Source organism: Burkholderia sp. Bp8963, from assembly GCF_003854275.1.
In the GTDB taxonomy this organism is placed as follows: domain Bacteria; phylum Pseudomonadota; class Gammaproteobacteria; order Burkholderiales; family Burkholderiaceae; genus Burkholderia.
This window is the reverse complement of record NZ_QTQP01000036.1, coordinates 38,325-59,705: the sequence shown is the minus strand read 5'-3', so window position 1 is coordinate 59,705 and position 21,381 is coordinate 38,325. Positions and strand designations below refer to the sequence as shown.

The window sequence follows — 21,381 nt, the reverse complement described above, 5'->3', positions numbered from 1 at the left end:
ACTCTATTCACTCACCGCTGCCCGTCGGGCAGCGGCATCCACAGCGGAGATTCAACATGCGAACCAGCGCCCGTAATCATTTCGTCGGACAGGTCGCGGCCGTCAAGGCCGGCGCCGTCAACGACGAAGTCACGCTTCGCACGCAGAACGGCCTCGAGATCGTCGCCATCATCACGCACGGCAGCGCCGCGTCCCTCGGGCTCGCGACCGGCTCCGCCGCGTTCGCGCTGGTCAAGGCGTCGTCGGTCGTCGTGATGGTCGACGTCGACGGCAGCAAGGTTTCGGCCCGCAACTGCATCGCAGGCACGGTGTCGTCGGTCACGAAGGGGGCCGTCAACGCGGAAGTCGCGATCACCGCGGCAGGCGGCGCGCAGATCGTCGCGATCGTGACCAACGACAGTGTCGAGCGGCTCGGGCTCGCCAGCGGCAACGCGGCAACGGCCATCTTCAAGGCGTCGAGCGTGATCGTCGGGGTCGAGTGACGAGCGTGACGAAGCCCACCACCGCCGCGACGCGGCCCGCGATCGACGCCCCCCAGGTCAGTTTCCGCATGCGCATCCGCAAGGGCGACACGGTCGCGGTCGGGCCCGGCAAGGTGTCGCTGCTTGAAGCCGTGCGCGAGCACGGTTCGATTTCGGCGGCCGCACGCAGCCTCGGCATGTCGTACCGTCGGGCCTGGCTGCTGATCGACGAGCTGAACCGTTCGCTGACTTCGCCCGCGACCGTATCGGAGCAAGGCGGGCACAGCGGCGGCGGTTGTACGCTGACGCCGGTCGGCGAAGAAATCATCAGTTGCTCCGGGAGACCTCGCCATTGATGGCGAGGAGGAAAGGAGCACCGCCGACAGGCGGCATTCCTTCGTTAGAATGACCGGCATGATCCTTGTCTACCGCTATCGCGTGAAGTCGCTCAACGGCTTGCTGAACCAGCAGAGCCGCGCGGTGAACTACGTCTGGAACTTCTGCAATGACACGCAAAAACACGCGCTCAAGTGGAACAAAAAGTGGCCGACGGGTTTCGACCTGAATGTGCTGACGACCGGCAGCAGCAAGGAGCTTGGCATTCACTCCGGCACGATCAATGCGACCTGCGAGCAATACGCGAAGTCGCGCAGCCAGCACCGTCGTCCTTACCTGCGCTATCGCGGCAGGAAATCGCTGGGCTGGGTGCCGCTGAAGGGCCGCGACCTGAAACGCGAGGGCGACGCGTTCCGCTTCGCCGGCAACACCTTCCGCGTCTTCAACAGCCGCCCGCTTCCCGACGGCAAGATCAAGGACGGAACCAATTTTGCGCAAGACGCGCGCGGCAACTGGTTCCTCAACATCGTGATCGAGCTGCCCGATGTTCCGGCGCGCCCGATTCGCTCCGGCGTCGGCATCGATCTCGGTCTGAAAGACTTCGCCACACTGTCGACCGGCGAGAAGCTGCCGAATGACCGGTTCGGCCGACTCGCGGCCGACAAGCTGGCGAAGGCGCAGCGGGCGCGCAAGCACAAGCGGCATATCGCGAAGCTGCACGCCAAGGTGGCGAATGCCCGCGCCGATTTCCAGCACAAGCGCGCGCTCGAGCTGGTGCGGCGCTTTGATTACATCGCGGTCGGCAACGTGTCCGCCGCGAAACTCGCCAGAACCAGGCTGGCGAAGAGCGTCTACGACGCAGCCTGGTCGTCCTTCCGGGACAAGCTCCGTTACAAGGCGATGGCGCACGGAGCCACGTTCGTGGAAGTGGACGAAAGCGGTTCGACCCAGTCCTGTTCGTCGTGCGGATCGAAAGACAGCACGACGCGGCCGAAAGGTATCGCGGGACTGCGAATAAGGGAATGGACCTGCAGTAACTGTGGTGTCGAACATGATCGTGATACCAACGCTGCGTTGAACATTCTCCGATGCGGACGTGCATCGCCAGTCGTGGGAATCCGCTCCCTTTAGGCAGCGGAGAACGTCAAGTAATCTCGCAGTCCGGAGGCCCGGTTCCTGGCAATACCGGCCTTTCGATCGAGACAAAGCCGGTCGGAAGGCGCACGTTTGACACTGTCGTTTTCGTGGGCGGTGACATCGATCCGATGCAGACATCGGAGAACATCGCCGCTGCCAGGAAATTGGGCGCCACGGCCTCGCGGGTGGCAAGCGTGTGTACGGAGGCGTTTCTGCTTGCGGAAACCGGCTTGCTGGATGGCTTGAGAGCAACGACGCATTGGCGATACGCTGCTCTATTGCAGTCGCGCTTCCCTCGCACCAGGGTCGAGGGCGACAAGCGGATTTTCCGGTCGAGAAACTCGTAGGACCAACTGCGGGCAAGCGATCGCACGGCGGCCGTCGCCGTCGCAGTCAACGAAATGCCATGCTTGCCGGTCTGCGCGACGAATGATGTATTGAGAATGACTGAGGCGCCCTCTCGCAAGTCCGGCAGCACCGCTTGAAGCGTGAACACCACGCCCTTGACGTTGATGTCCATGATCTCGCCATAGAGTTCGTCGTCGATGTCGTTGACTGGGGACGGGAAAGCCCAGCCAGCGTTGGCGAACACGACATCCAGGCCGTCGAACGTCTCCTTTACCTCAGCGGCAATCGCTCGCATGTCCTTGATCGAACGTACGTCGCCCTTGAGAACGACCGCATTCTCGCCAAGCTCGGCCTTCACCCGCTCGAACACGGCATCATCGCGCCCCGTAACCGCTACTCGGGCGCCTTCTGCAATGAACAGCTTCGCGGTTGCAAGACCGATGCCACTGGTACCACCCGTGATCAAAGCTGACTTGTTCTTAAGCCTCATCGCTTGTTCCTCTCTACGTGGTGATTGATCAGGCCAAAAGTTCAAAACGCAATCGCGTTTGTGCGCTCTTCCCGGCTTGATCTTCCACACGAAGTATGGAACGTGAAGCGAATGGCTCAAAGGTCGTATAACCCTCAAAAAGCGCCACTCAGTCGTTTTTGCGGAGAGCCTGGTTGTCGTATCAATGCTCGGAGCGAGAAACCCGGCATCGCCTTGCCACCTCCGCCTCTGACGCTTGCGTTGCTGACCGACCAGCTCGGTCCCGAGCTCGCGTTAATTTTCTTGCCACATTTCCCGGTAAAATCGTTTCTCCCCGACCTTTCCAAGGTGGCCCGCATGCGGCATGGCCGAAGCCGTCTCGGCGCAAGCCCGGAGTCCCGGAGCAGGATCATTCACATTCCTTTCGATGTGCAGACGGAACCTGTGCACCGACAACTGCTGGAATGGCGCGAGCGTATCGGCCAGGTCATGGATGTCGTGCCGACGCGTGCGCAAATCGAGCGGCCTTTTCGCGAGGCGATCGACACGTATTGGCTCGGGGAATTTCTGTTTGCTGTCGCGTACACCGATGAGTTGACCCTCGAGCGCACGATCGGCCGGATCTCGCAGGACAACGCACGATCCATTGCCGTCCATATCGTGACGGACGGCGACGCCGCGACGCTCGTTACCGGCCCGGGGAGGCGCGCGGACGCCCCACTCGATGTCGGCATCCTCGCGGTTGATTTCGTTCCACCGCACGGGACGGATTCAGACTGGACCAAAATCAGCGACAGGCACTCCCATGAACGACTACCCGCTACACACGACTGTACCGCCTGGTCGCTTGCTGTTGCCGCCCGAGCCGCCGACGCTTGCGCCCGGCATCGCGCACAGCAATTTCAGCGTCCAGGGCGACGCCCGTCAAAGCTTCCTGGCCTGGCAGGAGCGTATGAGTCCTGTCTACGACATACAGCCTCCGTCGAAGCGCGCCGAGGATACGTTCGACGCCTCGCTGTCCCGATACACGATCGACAATCTGAGCCTTTTCGACTTCCGCACCGCGCCGAACCTGGCCGTGCGGTCGCTGGGCCGGGTTTCGACCGAGAGCATTCGCGACATCAGCTTCAGCGTGTTCCTTGAAGGGCAACCGGGGCTGTTCGTGGGCGGCAAGCCGCGTCCCGACGCGCCGCCTGTACCGCAAGCGCCAAGTATCCTCGCGCTGGACATGGATCAGCCGTGCACGGTCCGGAGTTTTCATGGCCGGATACTGCTCCTTTTCGTGCCGCGCGCGCTGGTGGAAAGATCGCTCCCCGATGCCGCCTCACTGCATGGCCGCTGGGTTCATGCGACCACCCCTTTGACACGCTTGCTGATCGAGCATCTGGTGGCGCTGAATCGACAAATCGCCGGGCTGAGCAAGGAGGAAGCGCACCAGTCCTTTCTCACGGCGGTAGAACTGGTCGTCGCAGCTTTCAGCCGTCAGGCGGGTCTTTCCGGCAACGGTCGCGCGGCGGTCCGTGCCGCTGTCTATGGGCAAGTGCGGCGGCATGTCGAAACGCATCTGCATGATCCGGAATTGTCGCCTGACAGCGTGGTGGCATCGCTGCATCTGTCGCGCGCCAGCGTGTATCGCATCTTTGAGCACGAAGGTGGCCTTGCCGCTTATATCCGCAGCCGCAGGCTGCGAATGGCGGCCGATGAACTCGTGCGCTTTCCGCACATGGAGGTACAGGACATTGCCTCGGGCTTGGGTTTCAATGATGCGTCGAGCTTTACGCGGGCATTCCGTCGCGCGTTCGACATCGCGCCACGGGACTTGCGCGAGTACGCACCGTTGCTCCAGCGCGGACATGCAACGCGGGAGCGCTTCACGTAGATCATCATTTCACCCGGGCACCGCACACAGCACGAATGCAGCAGCACGAATGCAGCGGCACCTTGCAGTGCCCGCCGGGCAGCGCAAACGCTCAGCCGAGCTGGCTGCGCAGTGCCTTCGCCGCGCTCACCATGTTCGTCAGCGCCGGAATCACTTCCGCCCACTGGCGGGTCTTCAGGCCGCAGTCCGGGTTCACCCACAGGCGTTCCGCCGGGATCCGCCCGGACGCCTTCTTCATGAGGCCGACGATGTGCTCCTGCGTCGGGATGTTCGGCGAGTGGATGTCATAGACGCCCGGCCCGATTTCGTTCGGGTACTTGAAGTTATCGAATGCGTCGAGCAATTCCATGTCCGAGCGCGACGTCTCGATGGTGATCACGTCGGCGTCCATGTCCGCGATCGACGCGATGATGTCGTTGAACTCCGAATAGCACATGTGCGTGTGGATCTGCGTGTCGTCCTGCACGCCGTTCGCGGTGATGCGGAACGATTCGACCGCCCACTTCAGATACTCGCCCCATTGCGCACGGCGCAGCGGCAGCCCTTCGCGCAGCGCGGCCTCGTCGATCTGGATCACGCGCACGCCGGCCTTCTCGAGGTCGAGCACTTCTGCGCGGATCGCGAGCGCGAGCTGGTAGCACGACACCGAGCGCGGCTGGTCGTCGCGAACGAACGACCAGTTCAGGATCGTCACGGGGCCGGTCAGCATCCCCTTCATCGGCTTGTTCGTGAGCGACTGCGCATACGTGATCCATTCGACCGTCATCGCGTTCGGGCGGCTGATGTCGCCGAACAGGATCGGCGGCTTCACGCAGCGCGAACCATATGACTGCACCCAGCCGAACTGGCTGAACGCGTAGCCGTCGAGTTGCTCGCCGAAGTACTCGACCATGTCGTTGCGTTCCGCTTCGCCATGCACGAGCACGTCGAGGCCCAGCGCTTCCTGCTCGCGCACGCTGCGCTCGATCTCCGCGCGCATCGCGCCGTGGTAGCCGGCTTCGTCGAGCGCGCCGGCCTTGAACTGGCTGCGCGCCTGACGGATATCGGCCGTTTGCGGGAACGAACCGATCGTCGTCGTCGGGAAGGCCGGCAGGTTCAGCCGGGCCGACTGTTTCGGCGCACGCATGCCGTACGGGCTCTGCCGCTGGCCGAGCGCGGCCGTGATGCGTCCTACCGCGGCCTTGACGGCCGGGTTGTTCACGCGCGGCGATGCGCGGCGGCTGCGGATCGCGGCGGCATTCGCCGCGAGCGCATCGGCGACGGCATCGCGGCCCTGGTTCAGCGCGGTGGCGAGCACCTTCAGCTCGTCGAGCTTCTGCAGTGCGAACGCGAGCCAGGAACGGATTTCCGCATCGAGCCTCTCCTCGCTCGCGAGATCGACCGGCACGTGCAGCAGCGAGCACGACGGCGCGAGCCACAGTCGCTCGCCGAGCTGTTTCGCGAGCGGCTCGAGCCAGTCGAGCGCGGCGCCCAGATCGGTCTTCCAGATATTGCGGCCGTTGATCGCGCCAACCGACAGCACCTGATCGCCACCCAGTTCGCGAGCGAGCGCGTCGACTTCGCCGCGTGCGTTGATCGCGTCGATGTGCAGGCCGTCGACGCGTAGCGAGCGCACGAGCGCGAGGTTATCCTGCAGCTGGCCGAAATAAGTCGCGAGCAGCAGCTTGATCCGCCGCGTTTCGAGTGCCTCGTAGGCAGTCCGGAACGCGTCCTGCCATGCGGCGTCGAGTTCCGTCACGAGCGCCGGCTCGTCGATCTGCACCCATTCGACGCCCTGCGCGGTCAGCGTGTCCAGCAGCGCGCCATATACGGGCAACAGCTTCGGCAGCAGCGCGAGGCGGTCGGAATCGTCCTTCGCCTTGCCGAGCCACAGGTACGTGACCGGGCCGATGATCACCGGCTTCGCGTTCACGCCGCGGGCCTGGGCTTCCGCGAGCTGCTGCAGCAGCCGTGACGGGTTGAGCGAGAAGTTCGTGTCGGCGTGGAATTCCGGCACGATGTAGTGATAGTTCGTGTCATACCACTTCGTCATTTCGCCTGCCGCGACGCCGCCGCAGCATGCCGCGTGTTCTTCGGCCGATTGCGCCGAGCGGCCGCGCGCGACGCGGAAGTAGTTGTCGAGCGGGTCGCCGTGGAAGTCCTGCACACGCTTCGGCAGGTTGCCGAGCGTGAAGCTCATGTCGAGCACCTGGTCGTAGAACGCGAAATCGCCGACCGGGGCGAGATCCAGATCCTTCTGGTGGTCCCAGTGGCGCGCGCGCAACTGCACGCCGAGCGCCTGCAGTTCGTCGCGCGACGATTCGCCTTTCCAGTAGCGTTCGAGACCGAACTTGAGTTCACGTTTTGCGCCGATGCGCGGGAAACCGAGATTGTGTGTCGTAACCATGGGCGCTGCCATCCAGTGATGAGTCGAAAACTGTCTGGCACAGATGATAGGATTTCCGATACATGATGAAAAATGGCATTATTTCATCTATCGATTAGTTTTCTTCATGTAGGCCATTCCCGATCATCCCGATGCTTGAACGCTTCCATCTTCTGATCATTCGCGAAGTCCAGCGGCAGGGCTCGCTGACGGCCGCCGCGAGCGAGCTGTTCCTGACCCAGTCGGCACTGAGCCATACGGTGAAAAAGCTCGAGCAACAGCTCGGCACGCCGATCTGGGATCGCGAGGGCCGCAGCCTGCGGCTCACGCAGGCGGGCCACTACCTGCTCACGCTCGCGGAGCGGCTGCTGCCGCAATTCGAGCATGCCGAGGCGCGCATGAAGCAATACGCGAACGGCGAGCGCGGCACGCTGCGAATCGGCATGGAATGCCATCCGTGCTATCAGTGGCTGCTGAAGGTGGTCTCGCCGTACCTGACGCGCTGGCCCGATGTCGACGTCGACGTGAAGCAGCGTTTCCAGTTCGGCGGGATCGGCGCGCTGTTCGGCTACGACATCGACGTACTCGTCACGCCCGATCCGATCGTCAGGCCCGGGCTGCGCTTCGAGCCGGTGTTCGACTACGAGCAGGTGCTCGTCGTCGCGGACGACCATCCGCTCGCCGGCGCGCGCCACGTCACACCCGAACAGCTGATCGACGAGACGCTGATCACCTATCCGGTCGAGACCGACCGCCTCGACATCTACAACCATTTCCTCAGGCCCGCGGACGTCGTCCCGCGCCGGCACAAGACGATCGAGACGACCGACATCATGCTGCAGATGGTCGCGAACAACCGGGGCGTCGCCGCGCTGCCGCGGTGGCTCGCGGAAGAATACGCAGACAGGATGGCCATCACGGCGGTGAAGCTCGGCAAGCACGGCATTGCAAAGCAGATCTTTCTCGGCACCCGCGAAGCCGACGGCGAGCTCGAATATCTGGTCTCGTTCGTCGATTTCGCGCGGCGGTCGAACTGGCAGGCGCCGCGCATGCGTCGCTGATTGCCGCCTCTGGCGGCAAAATCGAGTGCTTGATTTTGAGAACGCTCGGTTCCAATATTCGTCTCCATGAATCCGAGTTCTTCCAATCCGTCCCGTGACCGGGGGCGCCCGCGCGAATTCGAAGTCGACGATGTGATCGACGCGGCAGCGCGCGTGTTCTGGGAACAGGGCTACCATGCAACGTCGATCGACGTGCTGTGCGAGGCGACGGGCGTATTTCGCGGCAGCCTGTACAGGACGTTCGGGGACAAACATGGATTGCTTGTCGCAGCGTTCAACCAATATGCGGAAGGTGCAGTGGCGCGCCTCAAGGAGCGTCTCGCGGCGGATCTGCCGCCTGGTCAGGCGCTCCGCGAAGCGCTCCTGCATTACACGAAGATCGCCGCAAATCTCTCGGCCCGACGCGGTTGTTTCATCACGAATGCGGCAATCGAGCTTTTGCCGACGGACGACGAACTGCGTCCGCATATCGAATCCACCTTGCAACGCATCGCGACGCAGTACAGCCTTGCCGTCGCGCGCGGCCAGCAGGCAGGCGAATTCGACCGCAGCCTCGACGCGGAAGAGGTCGGCCGGTTTCTGCTGTGCCTGATTCAGGGGATGCGGGTACTGGGCAAGACCAATCTGAATGAGCCGGACCTCGCGTCGATCGTCGATATGGCCATGCGCGCACTGACCTGAAATTTTTTTGGATATTTTGAGAACATTCAGTACCAAATAGTTTGAACCTGGCTCCGGTCGGACGGTTTCAGAGCGTCGGCATAACGCAAGTCGTGTGGCAGACGCGAGTTGGCTGAACGCCGGATTTCTTCACCAAATTTGAGAACGATCAGTCATGAATAACGCGCATAATCAGACGCTGTCGGTTGCTCGGTACTGGAAAGGCATCGCTTACTGTGTCGGCGCGACGATACTGATGGGCGGGATGTTTCCGATCATGACGGATGCGTTGCTCCACGTCGATCCGTTTACCTTCACGTCGCTGCGCTATCTGATCGCCGGCGTCGGCTTCCTGGTCCTGTTGTGGCTGACGGAAGGCAGCAGCGGCTTTCTGCCCGCCGGCGAATCGTTTCTGCTCGCGTGGTTTCTCGGGTCGGTCGGGTTCTGCGGCTTCGGCTCGTTCGTCTTTCTTGGCCAGCAGCTGGCCGGCGATCAAGGCGCGCTCACGGCGTCCATCATGATGGCAACGCAGCCGATGATGGGATTGCTGCTCAACGCGCTGGTCAAGCGTACCGCGCCCGCACCGTTTTCCATCTTGTTCGTGATCCTGTCGTTTGCCGGCGTGTCGCTCGTCATCACGCGCGGAGACCTGATAACCGCGCTGCATGAACCGCAACACTATGCGGCGAACGCGCTGATCGTACTGGGTGCGTTGTGCTGGGTCATCTACACGTTCGGCGCCGCGCATTTCACGCGCTGGTCTGCACTGAAATACACGACCATCACGACATGGCTGGCGTTGACCACGATCGTCACGGTCAATCTGCTCCTGATTGCTTCGCACGCGATCGCGGCGCCGTCGCTCGCGTCGCTGCGTTCAATCCTGCCGCATCTCGCGTACATGGGGCCCGTGGCCGGCTTCGGAGCGATTCTCTGCTGGATCACGGGCAATCGGATCCTCGGTCCGATGAACGGGGTGCTGTTCATGGACATCGTGCCGATTACCGCGTTCATCGTCTCCGCGATGACGGGGGTCGTGCCGAATCATGCGCAGATCGCCGGAGCCGCACTGACAGGTGCGGCGCTCATCCTCAACAACCTCTACCTGAGGCAGCGCGGCAAGCGAATCGCGAAAGCAGCGCGCACGGCCTCGTCGGCATCGGCATGACCCGCTGACTGGAGAGCCGCGATGAATCCGGCTCTTTCCACGAATTTGCGTGATCGGATATCTGCGGTGTCCGGGTGCCCGAACGCTTCGCCAGCGCCGGCGTTCAATCGGCCGTTTCGCGGGCCAGCTTTGCCTGCCGGCGAGCACGGTCATTGACGACCTGGTGACGCCGATGGTCCGTCATCTTCTTCCATGCACGCGCTTCATCCCGCGTGCGAAAACAGGCCACGCAGTAGCCTGTCTTGCCGTCGAACGAGCACACTTCGACGCAAGGCGATTTCACTGCCATGCTCAGTGCCCCCTCGCAACCGGCACGACCTCGACGGTCACGTGCGAGAGATCCTTGAAGCGCTGAAGCAGGTCATGATAGAAGCGCGAATCCCGAGTCGTGTCGTCAGTTGCCACCGACACAACTGCGCTCATGTGCCCTGGGCCGAGACGCCACACGTGCAGATCGTTGACGCTGTCGCCGCCGCCTTCGATGGCGGTACGCACGTTGTCCGCCAGTCGACGGTCCGAATTCATGTCGAGCAGAATGCCACCCGTATCGCGCATCAAGCCGTACGACCAGTTCGCAATCACCAGTGCGCCCACGATACCGGCCAGCGGGTCCATCCAGATCCAGCCGAACGCGCGCGCGAGCAGCAGGCCGATGATCGTCAGAACCGAAACCGCCGCATCCGCAATCACATGAATGTAGGCAGAGCGGATGTTGTGATCCCGTGCGGCCGACGACGACACGCCGTGATCGTGCTCCTCGAACATGAGTTCGTGCTCGTGGCCGTTCAGGCGGACGATGGCCTTGAATTGGTGCGGCTCGGGGATATTTTCAATCGACTCCAGATAGCCGCCGCGACTTTCCATCGCGAATTCCTGCCGGGTACCGTCCGGGCGGATCGTCGTCACCGACACGGCGTTCGCGCTGCCGAGCTTCGTGTCGTGCGTGGCAGGCGCTACGCGGAACACCGGCGGGACACCCTCTTCGAACACCGACACGAGGAATACGCCCTGCTGATCGAAGATCTTGTGCACTTCCTCTTCGTGGCCGTGATCGTCATGGGCATGGCCGTGATGATGACCGTGGCTATGACCGTGACTATGGCCATGGTGATCGCCGCTCAGCAGCCAGACGCTCGCGATGTTGACGAGCAAGCCGGCAACCGCAATCGGAATCGCCTCGCCGAAATGGATCGGAACGGGGGCAAGCAAACGCGCGACTGCTTCGTATCCGATCAGCAGTGCAATCATCGCGAGCACGATGGCGCTGGTGAAACCAGCCAGGTCACCGAGCTTCCCCGTGCCGAACACGAATCGCGGGTCGCTCGCGTGCTTGCGCGCATAGGTGTACGCGAGCGCGGCAATCAGCATCGCGCCCGCGTGCGTCGACATGTGCAGCCCGTCCGCGACAAGCGCCAGCGAACCGAAAATCGTCCCGCCGACAATCTCGGCCACCATCATCGCCGCGCAAAGCCCGATGACTATCCACGTCTTGCGTTCGTTCTGCTCGTGTGCCGCACCGAGAAAGATGTGGTCGTGTCCCGCGCCGAAGGCGGCATCCTTGAATTCGCTCATTCCGATACCCGATTACTTGAAATAGCTGTGGACGACTTCGATCAGCTGCTCGGTCGCGCTGCCTTCGTGCGCGTCGTGACCGTCGGCGTCGACCAGGTGGGACCGGATGTGATCCTCGAGCACGACGGCCAGCAGGCCGTTCATCGCGCCGCGGCCGCTCGTGATGAGCTGGAGGATTTCGTTGCAGCCGCGCTCTTCTTCCAGCGCCCGCTCGATCGCTTCGACCTGCCCCTTGATGCGGCGGACGCGATTCAGCAGCTTCTGCTTTTCCTTGAAGGTATGACTCATGGTGGCTCCTTCATATAGCGGGGGGGAGTATATTCCAATACTCGATTCCATATAGGGAGGAGGGGTATATGTCAGGTCAATGCAAGGTGAATGCTTCGAGCGGAAATGGCCGGTATCGAAGGCGAGTGGCGGCGCGTCGAGTCGAGGGACGCGCCCGCTCGCTCTGACGGCTGAGCGCGATCGCGCGGCAACGATAGCGCGGCGGCATCGATCGTCAGGATTCGATGTCGCCGCCGATTTCGTCAAACTACGAAGAGCAGCGCGGCAAAGACTGCATAGAGCCAACCGACATGCGTGAGTTGCCGGCTGCGTACCTGCGTTGCACGGAACGACCACTGCAGGACGACGATGGCCAGTGCCGTGATGCACGCGGCAAGAATGGACGGCGTCGCCAGGTGCCACGGCGTGAAGAACAGGCCGAACGCCGTGGGGATCGTTGCCTGGATCATCATCGCGCCGCTGATGTTGGCCAGGGCCAGCCGCTCCTTGCCTTGCCGCACCCAGATCACCGCGTTCATGATTTCGGGCAACTCAGTCGCAATCGGGCTGAACAGCAATGCCGTGAGCTGCGGGCTCAGGCCGAGCCACGGGCCGACGGCTTCGATCTGGCGGACGAACAGATGGGAGGCCGCGAAGATCACGACGAGCGCGCCGATCACCTGCAAGGCGACCCAGAACATGGCCGGATTCGCATCGCGCGGGCGCAGTTTCAGGGGTTCGAGTTCTCCGTGGTCGTCGCCGTCGCCGGAGGCGGTCAACTCCTTCCAGCAATACACCGCGTAGGCCGCGAGAAACGCCAGACCGAGCACGGGCTTGAAGCTGAACAGGACGAGGCCGAGCCCGATCTTGACGACGAAGATTGAAAGAAACCAGAGCTGGTCGCGACGAAGACGTTTCGTGTCGGCATCGATCGCGCCGGCCCGCACTTTGCCGACGCGATGTGCGGTGGCCAGCAACGCGACGCCGACGACCGCATAAGCGACCGTGCTCAGCGCGAGCGGTCCGCCGATTGCCGCACCGACGCCGATTTCCTTCTGGGCGGGCGAACTGCCGAATGCAACGGCCACCAGCGTGACGACGCTTTCAGGAAGTGCCGTGCCGAACGCGGCCAGAATGGTGCCGGTCGCTGTCTGCGTCAGATTGAGCTTCTGGCCGAGCCATTCGACGCCGTTGACGAACGTTTCGCACGAGAAATAGATGATGCCGGCAGCGGCGACGAGCAGAGCGAAGGTCACGATCATGACGGTCGCCCCTGAATGAGGATGCGGGGTGCGAGCAGCACTTGTAGTTCTCCACGAGCCGGGCCAATAAACCAATGACGTCGCCCTTCGCCCGGCTCGGGTGGAAGGGAAACGTCAAAGGTCTCGCCAGGCCGTGGAACGGCTGCCGACGCCATGGCATGGAATGCCAATTATGTTGACGGCGGCGCTTTGCCGACGATGGCAAAGCAGACTACTCCCCTAAGACGGGGCCGATTATAACGCGCTATCGCGCTGATAGGATGTCGTCCCGGTGACATCGGTAGATCCGGCACGCAAGCGTGTGCCGGCACGTCACCTCGCGACAAGCTGCCAAAAGTAAACTTGTAGATGTAATAACGTGTGAGTAGTATTCGCTACATGGATACTATCTCGACCTGGTCACTCCTTGTTCTGACCCTGCCAACGGAGAACGCAACCGCCCGCATGCGGTTCTGGCGCGCGCTCAAGGCGAAGGGCTGCGCGGTGCTGCGCGACGGCATTTACCTGCTGCCCTACACGGATGAGCGCGAGAGCATGCTGCGCGAGCTCGCCGGCGCGATCGCCGAAAGCGGCGGCACCGCCCACCTGCTACGTGCGCCAAGCCTCGACGCGTCGCAGGAAGGGGAATTCCGCGCGCTGTTCGATCGCGACGAGGAATACGCCGCCTTCACCCGGGCGCTCGCGGACGCCCGCAAGACGCTGGCTGGCCAGTCCTCCACCGAACTTGCGCGTCTGCTGCGCCGCCTGCGCAAGGACTTCGACACCATTCGGGCGATCGATTACTTCCCGGGCGACGCGGCAACTCGCGCAGAAGTCGCATTGCAGGACTTCATCGCCCTCGTCGACACCGTGCTGTCGCCGGGCGAGCCGCACGCCGCGGAGCGCGCGATCCGCCTGCTTGCGATCGACGAATATCAAGGTCGCACCTGGGCGACGCGTCAGCGCATGTGGGTCGATCGCGTCGCCAGCGCCTGGCTGATTCGCCGCTTCATCGACGCGCGCGCACGCTTCGTCTGGCTCTCGTCGCCGGCGGAGTGCCCGCCTGACGCGCTCGGCTTCGATTTCGACGGCGCCGCGTTCACCCATGTCGGCGAGCGCGTGACGTTCGAGGTCCTGCTTGCGAGCTTTGGCTTCGACCGCGACCCCGCGCTGCTACGGCTCGGCGAGATGGTGCACGTACTCGATGTCGGGGGCGCGCCCGTGCCCGAAGCCATCGGTTTCGAGGCAGTGATGGCAGGCGCGCGCGAACGCGCGCTGAATGACGACCAACTTCTCGATGAGATGGGGCGCGTGCTGGATTCGATCTACGCGCACTTCGCGTCGACCGCAAAGAATGGCAATGCCGAGGGGCGTTCATGAACACCACGACAGCAACCGCGCCGGGCTACACCCTTGGACAATTGGTCCTGTACATGCTGCGGCTTGGCACGTTCGGATTTGGCGGCCCTGTGGCGCTGGTCGGTTACATGCATCGTGATCTGGTTGAACGGCGTGGGTGGATCAGCGAGTCGGATTACCGCGAAGGGCTCGCGCTGGCCCAGATGATGCCCGGTCCGCTCGCCGCGCAGCTCGGCATCTACATGGGCTATGTGCACTATCACATCGTGGGTGCGACGCTGGCCGGCAATGCGTTCGTATTGCCGTCGTTCCTGATGGTGGCGGCCCTCGGCTGGGCCTACGCGCACTTCGGCGGACTGTCCTGGATGCAGGCGGCCTTCTATGGCGTGGGCGCCGCCGTGGTCGGCATCATCGCGATGAGCGCGTACAAGCTCACCACGAAGACCATCGGCAAAAACCGGTTGCTGTGGGCGATCTACCTGACGGTCGCAGCGGTCACCGTGGTGACCGAATCCGAAATCGCATGGCTCTTCATTGCGGGCGGACTCATCAACTGGTTCTGGCGCGCTCCGCCGAAATGGCTCAACAAAACCGGACTGAATGCGCTTGCCGCGGCGCCGATCCCGGTGGCGAGCGGCGTACTCAGCGGTTTCGACTGGCCGCTACTCGGCCAGATCGGCCTGTTCTTCACCAAGGCGGGTGTCTTCGTGTTCGGCTCGGGCCTTGCAATCGTGCCGTTCCTCTATGGCGGTGTCGTCACCGAGCACCACTGGCTCAACGACAAGCAGTTCGTCGACGCAGTCGCGGTCGCGATGATCACGCCGGGCCCCGTCGTGATCACCGTCGGCTTCATCGGCTATCTCGTTGCGGGATTCGCCGGCGCTTGCGTGGCCGCGCTCGGCACGTTCCTGCCCTGCTATCTCTTCACGGTGCTGCCCGCGCCGTACTTCAAGAAGTATGGCAAGTTGCCCGCCGTCAAGGCGTTCGTCGACGGCATCACGGCCGCGGCCGTCGGCGCGATTACCGGCTCGGTGATCGTCATCGCGCGGCGTTCGATCGTCGACTGGCCGACGGTTCTGCTCGCGCTCGCTACGGTCCTGCTGCTGTGGCGTTTCAAAAAGCTGCAAGAGCCGATCATCGTCATTGCAGCAGCCCTCATAGGTCTCGTTGTTTATCCGCTCGTCCATTCGCACGGCATCTGACATCGCACACTTGCGAGGACAAGATCCATGAAAACACGTCGTACCTTCCTGCACAACAGCGCTGCGGTTGGCGCAGGCGTTCTACTTGCCCAGGTGCGATCCGCGCATGCTGCCGAGAACCCCGGCTACGTCGACAAGCTGACCGACGCGGATGGCAAATATTCGGCGGCGCCCTTGCCGTTTGCATACGATGCGCTGGAACCGGTCATCGATGCCCGCACGGTCGAGCTGCACTACAACTTTCACCACAAGCCCGCAGCGGCCGCCGCAAACAAGGCGGAAGAGGCACTGGCGAAGGCGCGGGACTCGAACGACTTCGCGCTGGTGAAGCACTACGAGAAAGAGCTCGCCTTCCAGCTTTCCAGCCACATTCTGCATACCGTCTACTGGACAAGCGTGTCAGGCAAAGGTGGCGAACCAAAGGGCGAACTGGCGAAGGCGATCGACCGGAATTTTGGCTCCTACGCGAAGTTCAAGGCGCAACTGGTCGCGGCAACGGTCGCCATCGAGGCGTCCGGCTGGGGGATCGTCGGCTACCACCCCGTCACGGGCCGGCTGATGATCCTGCAGTGCGAGAACCACCAGAAGCTGACCGCCTGGGGCATCCAGCCGATCCTCGTCCTCGACGTGTTCGAGCACGCCTATTACCTGAAGTACCAGAATCGGCGCAGCGAATACGTCAACCAGCTTTTCGGCATCATCAACTGGGACAACGCCGCTCTGAGACTCCAGGCGGCCATGCCAGCGCGGAAAGCGACGTGAACGGCTGTCGCGCGCAGAAGACGCGTTAAGAAAGCGCCAACATGTCTGTTCCTTTCCTCCAGGAGACGCACATGACATTTGAAATGAAAGCCCTCGCTTGCAATCCTGCCCAGCTGGCAGGTTTGTCGGAAAAGCTTATTGCCAGCCATTACGAAAACAACTATGGCGGCGCCGTCAAACGTCTGAACGCCATCACCGACCAGTTGGCCGCGATCGACCCGGCGAGCGCACCCGTGTTCGTGCTGAACGGACTGAAGCGCGAAGAGCTGATCGCCGCGAATTCGATGGTCCTGCACGAGATTTACTTCGACGGTCTCGGCGCAAGCGGGTCGATCGCTGGTGCACTCGGGACTGCGATCGAGCACGATTTCGGCAGCGTCGACCGCTGGCGTGCTGAATTCGTGTCTATGGGCAAGGCGCTCGGTGGCGGTTCTGGCTGGGTGCTGTTGAGCTGGTCGCCGCGACTCGGAAAACTGACCAACCAGTGGGCGTCGGACCATGCGCACACCCTGGCCGACGGCACGCCGCTGTTGGCACTCGACATGTACGAGCATGCGTATCACATCGATTTCGGAGCCAAGGCCGCCGCCTATGTCGATGCGTTCATGCAGAACATCAACTGGACCCACGTCGCGTCGCGATTCGCCGCCGTGGCCCCCTGAACAGCACACGCAGCACGATGAAGACATCGCGCTTGAGAATGGCATAACCAATCAGCCAAATTGATGGAAACGAATACTGTCGAGACGCAGCGAGTAGCCGCGATGACGCCGAGCACCCCGGCCCATGAGCGCCATGGCGTCTCGTTCCATGACGCATTCCGGGTTTGGGTTCGCGTGGCCGCGCTCAGCTTTGGCGGCCCCGCGGGACAAATCGCCGTGATGCACCGGATTCTCGTCGAGGAGAAGCGCTGGATCAGCGAGACGCGCTTTCTGCATGCGTTGAACTATTGCACGCTCGTACCCGGACCGGAAGCGCACAAGCTTGCCGTTTATATCGGCTGGCTGTTGCATCGGACGCGCGGCGGCCTCGTGGCCGGCATCCTGTTCATCCTGCCCGGCCTCATGGCGCTCGGCGTTTTGAGCTGGATCTATGCGACCTATGGCAACGTTGGTTATGTCCAGGCGCTGTTCTTCGGCCTGAAGGCGGCTGTCCTTGCGGTCGTGCTGGAAGCCGTGATTCGTGTTGGCCGACGTGCGTTGAAGACGCGCGCGATGGTTGCGGTAGCCGCGCTTTCGTTCGCCGGCATCTTCTTTTTCGCGGTGCCGTTCCCGGCCATCATCGTCGCAGCGGCCGCGATCGGCATCATCGGCCGCGCAACAGGAACAATGTCGCCGCGCACCGCGGCGGGACACGGCGAGGCAGGCCACGACGACGGCCCGCTACCCGCGATCGACGCCGCGTTCGCAGTGGAAATCCCCGAGCACGTGCGGCCGTCGCATGTCCGCGCGCTCAAGGTAACGGCAATCGGCCTGCTACTTTGGCTCGGACCGCTGTTCGCCTTCCTGGCGACGATCGGTGCGGACAACGTGTTCACGCATATCGCCACGTTCTTCAGCAAGATGGCGGTGCTGACCTTCGGTGGCGCCTACGCGATCCTGACCTATGTCGCGCAGCAGGCTGTCGATCACTATCACTGGCTCGCACCCGGCGAAATGCTCGCAGGTCTGGGGATGGCCGAAACGACGCCTGGACCGCTCATCAGCGTCGTGCAGTTCGTCGGCTTCATGGCAGCATTCCGCCAGCCCGGTGCGCTCGATCCCGCGCTTGCGGGCACGCTGGGCGGCTTCCTCGCCAAGTGGGCGACTTTCGCACCGTCGTTCCTGTTCATCTTCATCGGCGCGCCGTACATCGAGGCGTTGCGCAACAATCGCGCGCTTAACGCCGTGCTCTCGACAATCTTGGCCGCGGTCGTCGGCGTGATTCTGAATCTGGCTGTCTGGTTCGCGATTCATACGCTGTTTGCGCAGGTCAACGTCAAACATCTGTTTGGTATTACGCTGCAAATTCCCGTGCTGTCCAGTCTCGATCCATGGTCGTTGCTGCTGTCGGCTGCAGCCATGGTCGCCTTGTTTCGATTCAGGCTCGGCATGATGACCACGCTCGCGGGATGCTGTATCGCGGGGATCGCCATTCACATGGTCGGATGATTCGACGAGTAGGCGTTCGCCAGATGCGCCAACTGGACAAGGAGTAAGTCATGTGGAAACGCTTCAGATTCGCCCGGATCTTCCGTACATTCAGACAGGAGAAGCGCCATGAAATGGATTACGCGTGAACGGCCGAAGATCGATCGCATCGCGTGCCCGTGGCTGATCGCCCGGTTTATTGACGACACCCCCGAGTTCTTCTACGTTCCGGGCGCGGACGTGTTGCGATTGGCGGAGGAAACGGGTGCGATTCCTTACGACGTGCCTGACGTCGAACTGGGACACCACGGCAACCGTTGCAGCTTCGATGCGTTTCTCGAAAAGTACCAATTGCATGACCCGGCCTTGCTCAAACTCGCCGAGATCGTGCGCGGCGCGGATACCGGGCGACTCGATCTCGTGCCGGAAGCCGCCGGCCTGTATGCCATCTCGATTGGCCTTTCCAAAAACTTCGCCGACGATCACGAGCAACTTCGGCACGGGACGGTGATGTACGACGCGCTCTACGCGTGGTGTCAGCGCGATGCACGTACCTAGCGGCCGCGTGGCCATCTCGTTCGCAATTCGTCTTTCGCGTCGGCTCCTTCCGGCCGGCGTCGAGCCTGCTGCGTGGATCATCCTCGTGAGCCGGGGTCTGCGTGGATTCTGTGACGGCTTCATCGCAGTGCTGCTCCCCGCGTATTTGCTCTCGCTCGGCTTCGTGCAAATCGATGTGGGACTGATCAGCACCGCGACGCTGATGGGCTCGGCTGTCGCGACGATCGCGGTCGGCGTGGTGGCCAGTCGCTTCCCGCACCGCCGGATGTTGACGCTCGCAGCCGTCCTGATGGCCGCCACCGGCATCGGCTTCGCCAGCCTGTCGACGATGTGGCCACTGCTTGTCGTGGCCTTCGTCGGCACGCTCAATCCGAGTTCCGGCGACGTCAGCCTGTTCCTGCCGCTCGAGCAGGCGCGTCTTGCCGAAGCGGCGACCGGCGACGCGCGAACCGCGCTGTTTGCCCGTTACAGCCTGGTCGGCGCCGTGTCGGCCGCATTGGGCTCGCTCGCCGCGGGCCTGCCACTCTGGCTTGCATCGCGCACCGGGATTTCGCAGCTGGCCGCAATGCGCGTGATGTTTCTTGTTTATGCGGCGACCGGCCTCGCGGTCTGCATGCTGTACACCCGATTGCCGCGTTCGCGATCGCACGCGGCGACAGTCGCGCCTCCGCTCGGGCCATCGCGGCGCATCGTCACGCGGCTTGCGCTGCTGTTCAGCGTCGACGCGTTCGCGGGTGGCCTCGTCGTGAACTCGCTGCTGGCGCTCTGGCTGATGCAGCGTTTCGGGTTCTCCGTCAGCGCGGCGGGCCAGTTCTTTTTCTGCACCGGACTGCTTGCCGCAGGCTCCCAACTCGCGGCGGCGCCGCTCTCACGCAAGATCGGTCTGCTCAACACCATGGTCTTCACGCACATCCCGTCGAGCGTCTGCCTGATCGGTGCGGCCTTGGCGCCATCGCTGCCGGTGACGTTGACGCTCCTGCTCATGCGCAGCGCCATGTCGCAGATGGATGTGCCGACCCGAACTGCCTACGTCATGGCCGTCGTCACGCCAGCGGAGCGCCCGGCCGCGGCCAGCTTCACGTCCGTGCCGCGCAGCCTGGCAGCAGCGATTGCACCGACATTGGCCGGCGGCTTGTTCAGTCTTGGCTGGCTCGGCGCGCCGCTGGTCGCATGCGGTGCGTTTAAGATCGCGTATGACCTTTCGCTGCTGGTCGCTTTCCGCCACATCAAACCGGACGAAGAGGCCAAGCCATAGAGGGCTCCGCACTCGGCTCGCAGCCAGTGCGGCAGCAACGGTCCACCGAGGATGGAATCATGGGACACCTCCGAAACGGGCGCTACCGCCTTCTTGTGCTTGTCGCGCTTTCGATCGTGATTGTGGTAGCGAGCCTTGTCGCCTATCGGACTGACGCCATCGGGGACGATCTCGCGCTCGGCAGCCTGCCATTGAAGCACGTCGCGGACATTCCGCTCCCCGGGCGCACGACCCGACTCGATTACGCGAGCCTGGATACCAACCGCAACCGGCTCTTCATCGCGCACCTCGGCGACGGGGAAGTGATCGTTTTCGATACGCGTGCGTCGCGCGTGACCGCGCGGATTGCGGACGTGTCTTCGGTGCACGGCGTCCTCGTCGTTCCGGAGCTGTCGCGCGTATACGCATCCGCAACCGGTACCGACGAGATCGTCGCGATCGACGCGGCGACGCTGAAAATCGTCGCGCGAATGCCGGGAGGGCATTACCCGGACGGGATGGCCTACGCGCCCGACGTGCGCAAGCTGTACGTCTCCGATGAATACGGGAAAACGGAAACGGTCGTCGATGTTCAGCGTAACCAGCGCATCGCGACGATCCCGCTCGACGGCGAGGCCGGCAACACGCAATACGACCCGGTTTCCCGTCACATCTTCGTGAACGTCCAGACGCGCCGTCAGCTCGTCGAAATCGATCCGGCGACGGACCGAGTCGTCGGCCGCTTCGATCTGCCGGGCACCAAAGGCAATCACGGCCTGTTGATCGATTCGTGGGATCGTCTCGCCTTCATCGCGTGCGAGGGCAACGACAAGCTTCTCGTCTTTGATTTGCGCGCACAGCGCGTCGTCCAGGCGTTCGACATCGGCAGCGACCCCGATGTGCTTGCGTTCGATTCGTCTGCGGGCACCCTTTATGTTGCGGGCGAAGCCGGCATCGGTTCGATGTTCAGCGTCAGAGGCTCGACTGTCACCAGGATTGGCGAGGGCCGCCTCGGACCGAATGCGCATGTCGTCGCAGTCGACCCGGCCACACACCGGTCGTACTTCCCTCTGAAAGATGTTGGCGGCCGGGCAGTGCTGCGCGTTATGGAACCCCGATAAGGGGACTTCGCCCGACGTCCGTGTTGCGTGTGGCTCCCCGCTCGAGCGGCGG

Annotated in this window: 21 protein-coding genes, 2 pseudogenes and 1 riboswitch; of the genes and pseudogenes, 16 read left to right on the top strand and 7 right to left on the bottom strand. The window is 62.9% G+C overall.

Annotation, left to right across the window (positions count from 1 at the left end; genetic code table 11):
- Nucleotides 1-56: 56 nt before the first annotated feature.
- The 4 genes and pseudogenes from DID96_RS26140 to DID96_RS26125 form a co-directional block, all read left to right on the top strand.
- Complete coding sequence (locus tag DID96_RS26140) at nucleotides 57-482, top strand: molybdopterin-binding protein (RefSeq protein WP_124602135.1); 426 nt, start codon at nucleotides 57-59, stop codon at nucleotides 480-482.
- A 68-nt stretch (nucleotides 483-550) separates the two neighbouring features.
- Entirely contained in the window at nucleotides 551-817 is a 267-nt protein-coding gene (locus tag DID96_RS26135; protein ID WP_124602158.1) for a winged helix-turn-helix domain-containing protein, read from the top strand.
- 58 nt (nucleotides 818-875) lie between these two features.
- The gene (locus DID96_RS26130) at nucleotides 876-1,928 is read left to right on the top strand and encodes an RNA-guided endonuclease TnpB family protein (RefSeq protein WP_124602134.1); all 1,053 of its coding nucleotides are present in this window, start codon (nucleotides 876-878) and stop codon (nucleotides 1,926-1,928) included.
- Between the two features lie 17 nt (nucleotides 1,929-1,945).
- Nucleotides 1,946-2,251 (top strand): annotated as a pseudogene (locus DID96_RS26125) (DJ-1/PfpI family protein); the annotation flags it as partial.
- Here the strand turns inward: DID96_RS26125 and DID96_RS26120 are convergent.
- Together DID96_RS26120 and DID96_RS26115 are read right to left on the bottom strand one after the other, a co-directional pair.
- A pseudogene (locus DID96_RS26120) lies at nucleotides 2,248-2,772 on the bottom strand (SDR family NAD(P)-dependent oxidoreductase); the annotation flags it as partial. The pseudogenes DID96_RS26125 and DID96_RS26120 overlap by 4 nt on opposite strands.
- 273 nt (nucleotides 2,773-3,045) lie before the next feature.
- On the bottom strand, nucleotides 3,046-3,513 hold the full coding sequence (locus DID96_RS26115) for a hypothetical protein (protein ID WP_124602133.1): 468 nt from the start codon (nucleotides 3,511-3,513) through the stop codon (nucleotides 3,046-3,048).
- Between the two features lie 43 nt (nucleotides 3,514-3,556).
- On the opposite strand from DID96_RS26115, the gene DID96_RS26110 reads away from it, so the two are divergent.
- On the top strand, nucleotides 3,557-4,630 hold the full coding sequence (locus DID96_RS26110) for a helix-turn-helix domain-containing protein (protein ID WP_124602132.1): 1,074 nt from the start codon (nucleotides 3,557-3,559) through the stop codon (nucleotides 4,628-4,630).
- Nucleotides 4,631-4,721: 91 nt separating this feature from the next.
- On the opposite strand, the gene metE is transcribed toward DID96_RS26110, so the two are convergent.
- Nucleotides 4,722-7,016 (bottom strand): 5-methyltetrahydropteroyltriglutamate--homocysteine S-methyltransferase, encoded by a 2,295-nt coding sequence (metE, locus tag DID96_RS26105; RefSeq protein WP_124602131.1) that lies wholly within the window; start codon nucleotides 7,014-7,016, stop codon nucleotides 4,722-4,724.
- 131 nt (nucleotides 7,017-7,147) lie between these two features.
- Here metE and DID96_RS26100 point away from each other — a divergent pair, with 131 nt between their 5' ends.
- The 3 genes from DID96_RS26100 (at nucleotide 7,148) to DID96_RS26090 (ending at nucleotide 9,884) form a co-directional block, all read left to right on the top strand.
- Entirely contained in the window at nucleotides 7,148-8,056 is a 909-nt protein-coding gene (locus DID96_RS26100; RefSeq protein ID WP_124602130.1) for a LysR family transcriptional regulator, read from the top strand.
- Nucleotides 8,057-8,122: 66 nt separating this feature from the next.
- A complete protein-coding gene (locus DID96_RS26095) occupies nucleotides 8,123-8,737 on the top strand; it encodes a TetR/AcrR family transcriptional regulator (protein ID WP_124602129.1) in 615 nt (204 codons plus the stop codon).
- 154 nt (nucleotides 8,738-8,891) lie between these two features.
- The gene (locus DID96_RS26090) at nucleotides 8,892-9,884 is read left to right on the top strand and encodes a DMT family transporter (RefSeq protein WP_124602128.1); all 993 of its coding nucleotides are present in this window, start codon (nucleotides 8,892-8,894) and stop codon (nucleotides 9,882-9,884) included.
- A gap of 103 nt (nucleotides 9,885-9,987) precedes the next feature.
- Here the strand turns inward: DID96_RS26090 and DID96_RS26085 are convergent, their stop codons facing one another.
- From DID96_RS26085 to DID96_RS26070, 4 genes are all read right to left on the bottom strand, one after another.
- Complete coding sequence (locus DID96_RS26085; RefSeq protein WP_185732360.1) at nucleotides 9,988-10,173, bottom strand: DUF1289 domain-containing protein; 186 nt, start codon at nucleotides 10,171-10,173, stop codon at nucleotides 9,988-9,990.
- 2 nt (nucleotides 10,174-10,175) lie between these two features.
- On the bottom strand, nucleotides 10,176-11,456 hold the full coding sequence (gene dmeF / locus DID96_RS26080; RefSeq protein WP_124602127.1) for a CDF family Co(II)/Ni(II) efflux transporter DmeF: 1,281 nt from the start codon (nucleotides 11,454-11,456) through the stop codon (nucleotides 10,176-10,178).
- A 12-nt stretch (nucleotides 11,457-11,468) separates the two neighbouring features.
- A complete protein-coding gene (locus DID96_RS26075; protein ID WP_124602126.1) occupies nucleotides 11,469-11,744 on the bottom strand; it encodes a metal/formaldehyde-sensitive transcriptional repressor in 276 nt (91 codons plus the stop codon).
- Nucleotides 11,745-11,986: 242 nt separating this feature from the next.
- Nucleotides 11,987-12,985, bottom strand: a complete 999-nt coding sequence (locus DID96_RS26070; RefSeq protein ID WP_124602156.1) for a sodium:calcium antiporter — start codon at nucleotides 12,983-12,985, stop codon at nucleotides 11,987-11,989.
- 50 nt (nucleotides 12,986-13,035) lie between these two features.
- Nucleotides 13,036-13,219: riboswitch (yybP-ykoY riboswitch) on the bottom strand.
- Between the two features lie 144 nt (nucleotides 13,220-13,363).
- On the opposite strand from DID96_RS26070, the gene DID96_RS26065 reads away from it, so the two are divergent.
- From DID96_RS26065 to DID96_RS26030, 8 genes are all read left to right on the top strand, one after another.
- On the top strand, nucleotides 13,364-14,344 hold the full coding sequence (locus DID96_RS26065; RefSeq protein ID WP_185732359.1) for a chromate resistance protein ChrB domain-containing protein: 981 nt from the start codon (nucleotides 13,364-13,366) through the stop codon (nucleotides 14,342-14,344).
- Nucleotides 14,341-15,525, top strand: a complete 1,185-nt coding sequence (locus DID96_RS26060; protein ID WP_124602124.1) for a chromate transporter — start codon at nucleotides 14,341-14,343, stop codon at nucleotides 15,523-15,525. The genes DID96_RS26065 and DID96_RS26060 overlap by 4 nt, the downstream gene beginning before the upstream one ends.
- Nucleotides 15,526-15,552: 27 nt before the next feature.
- On the top strand, nucleotides 15,553-16,287 hold the full coding sequence (locus DID96_RS26055) for a superoxide dismutase (protein ID WP_124602123.1): 735 nt from the start codon (nucleotides 15,553-15,555) through the stop codon (nucleotides 16,285-16,287).
- A gap of 71 nt (nucleotides 16,288-16,358) precedes the next feature.
- Nucleotides 16,359-16,949 carry a superoxide dismutase gene (locus tag DID96_RS26050; protein WP_124602122.1) on the top strand — a complete coding sequence of 197 codons (591 nt, stop codon included), beginning with the start codon at nucleotides 16,359-16,361 and terminating at the stop codon, nucleotides 16,947-16,949.
- 63 nt (nucleotides 16,950-17,012) lie between these two features.
- Nucleotides 17,013-18,437: a chromate efflux transporter gene (chrA, locus tag DID96_RS26045; protein ID WP_260464012.1), complete on the top strand. Its 1,425-nt coding sequence runs from the start codon at nucleotides 17,013-17,015 to the stop codon at nucleotides 18,435-18,437.
- A gap of 108 nt (nucleotides 18,438-18,545) precedes the next feature.
- Nucleotides 18,546-18,974: a chromate resistance protein ChrB domain-containing protein gene (locus DID96_RS26040; protein WP_124602121.1), complete on the top strand. Its 429-nt coding sequence runs from the start codon at nucleotides 18,546-18,548 to the stop codon at nucleotides 18,972-18,974.
- Entirely contained in the window at nucleotides 18,961-20,229 is a 1,269-nt protein-coding gene (locus DID96_RS26035) for an MFS transporter (protein ID WP_124602120.1), read from the top strand. Before DID96_RS26040 ends, DID96_RS26035 begins: the two co-directional genes overlap by 14 nt.
- A 59-nt stretch (nucleotides 20,230-20,288) precedes the next feature.
- Nucleotides 20,289-21,329, top strand: coding sequence for a YncE family protein (locus DID96_RS26030; protein ID WP_124602154.1), 1,041 nt, complete (start codon nucleotides 20,289-20,291; stop codon nucleotides 21,327-21,329).
- Nucleotides 21,330-21,381 lie beyond the last annotated feature (52 nt).

Bases quoted from the DNA above. Each gene is read 5' to 3' on its own strand.
- DID96_RS26140 (WP_124602135.1), top strand. From the start codon at position 57: ATGCGAACCAGCGCCCGTAATCATTTCGTCGGACAGGTCGCGGCCGTC.
- DID96_RS26135 (WP_124602158.1), top strand. From the start codon at position 551: ATGCGCATCCGCAAGGGCGACACGGTCGCGGTCGGGCCCGGCAAGGTG.
- DID96_RS26130 (WP_124602134.1), top strand. From the start codon at position 876: ATGATCCTTGTCTACCGCTATCGCGTGAAGTCGCTCAACGGCTTGCTG.
- DID96_RS26110 (WP_124602132.1), top strand. From the start codon at position 3,557: ATGAACGACTACCCGCTACACACGACTGTACCGCCTGGTCGCTTGCTG.
- metE (WP_124602131.1), bottom strand. From the start codon at position 7,016: ATGGTTACGACACACAATCTCGGTTTCCCGCGCATCGGCGCAAAACGT.
- DID96_RS26100 (WP_124602130.1), top strand. From the start codon at position 7,148: ATGCTTGAACGCTTCCATCTTCTGATCATTCGCGAAGTCCAGCGGCAG.
- DID96_RS26095 (WP_124602129.1), top strand. From the start codon at position 8,123: ATGAATCCGAGTTCTTCCAATCCGTCCCGTGACCGGGGGCGCCCGCGC.
- DID96_RS26090 (WP_124602128.1), top strand. From the start codon at position 8,892: ATGAATAACGCGCATAATCAGACGCTGTCGGTTGCTCGGTACTGGAAA.
- DID96_RS26085 (WP_185732360.1), bottom strand. From the start codon at position 10,173: ATGGCAGTGAAATCGCCTTGCGTCGAAGTGTGCTCGTTCGACGGCAAG.
- dmeF (WP_124602127.1), bottom strand. From the start codon at position 11,456: ATGAGCGAATTCAAGGATGCCGCCTTCGGCGCGGGACACGACCACATC.
- DID96_RS26075 (WP_124602126.1), bottom strand. From the start codon at position 11,744: ATGAGTCATACCTTCAAGGAAAAGCAGAAGCTGCTGAATCGCGTCCGC.
- DID96_RS26070 (WP_124602156.1), bottom strand. From the start codon at position 12,985: ATGATCGTGACCTTCGCTCTGCTCGTCGCCGCTGCCGGCATCATCTAT.
- DID96_RS26065 (WP_185732359.1), top strand. From the start codon at position 13,364: ATGGATACTATCTCGACCTGGTCACTCCTTGTTCTGACCCTGCCAACG.
- DID96_RS26060 (WP_124602124.1), top strand. From the start codon at position 14,341: ATGAACACCACGACAGCAACCGCGCCGGGCTACACCCTTGGACAATTG.
- DID96_RS26055 (WP_124602123.1), top strand. From the start codon at position 15,553: ATGAAAACACGTCGTACCTTCCTGCACAACAGCGCTGCGGTTGGCGCA.
- DID96_RS26050 (WP_124602122.1), top strand. From the start codon at position 16,359: ATGACATTTGAAATGAAAGCCCTCGCTTGCAATCCTGCCCAGCTGGCA.
- chrA (WP_260464012.1), top strand. From the start codon at position 17,013: ATGGAAACGAATACTGTCGAGACGCAGCGAGTAGCCGCGATGACGCCG.
- DID96_RS26040 (WP_124602121.1), top strand. From the start codon at position 18,546: ATGAAATGGATTACGCGTGAACGGCCGAAGATCGATCGCATCGCGTGC.
- DID96_RS26035 (WP_124602120.1), top strand. From the start codon at position 18,961: ATGCACGTACCTAGCGGCCGCGTGGCCATCTCGTTCGCAATTCGTCTT.
- DID96_RS26030 (WP_124602154.1), top strand. From the start codon at position 20,289: ATGGGACACCTCCGAAACGGGCGCTACCGCCTTCTTGTGCTTGTCGCG.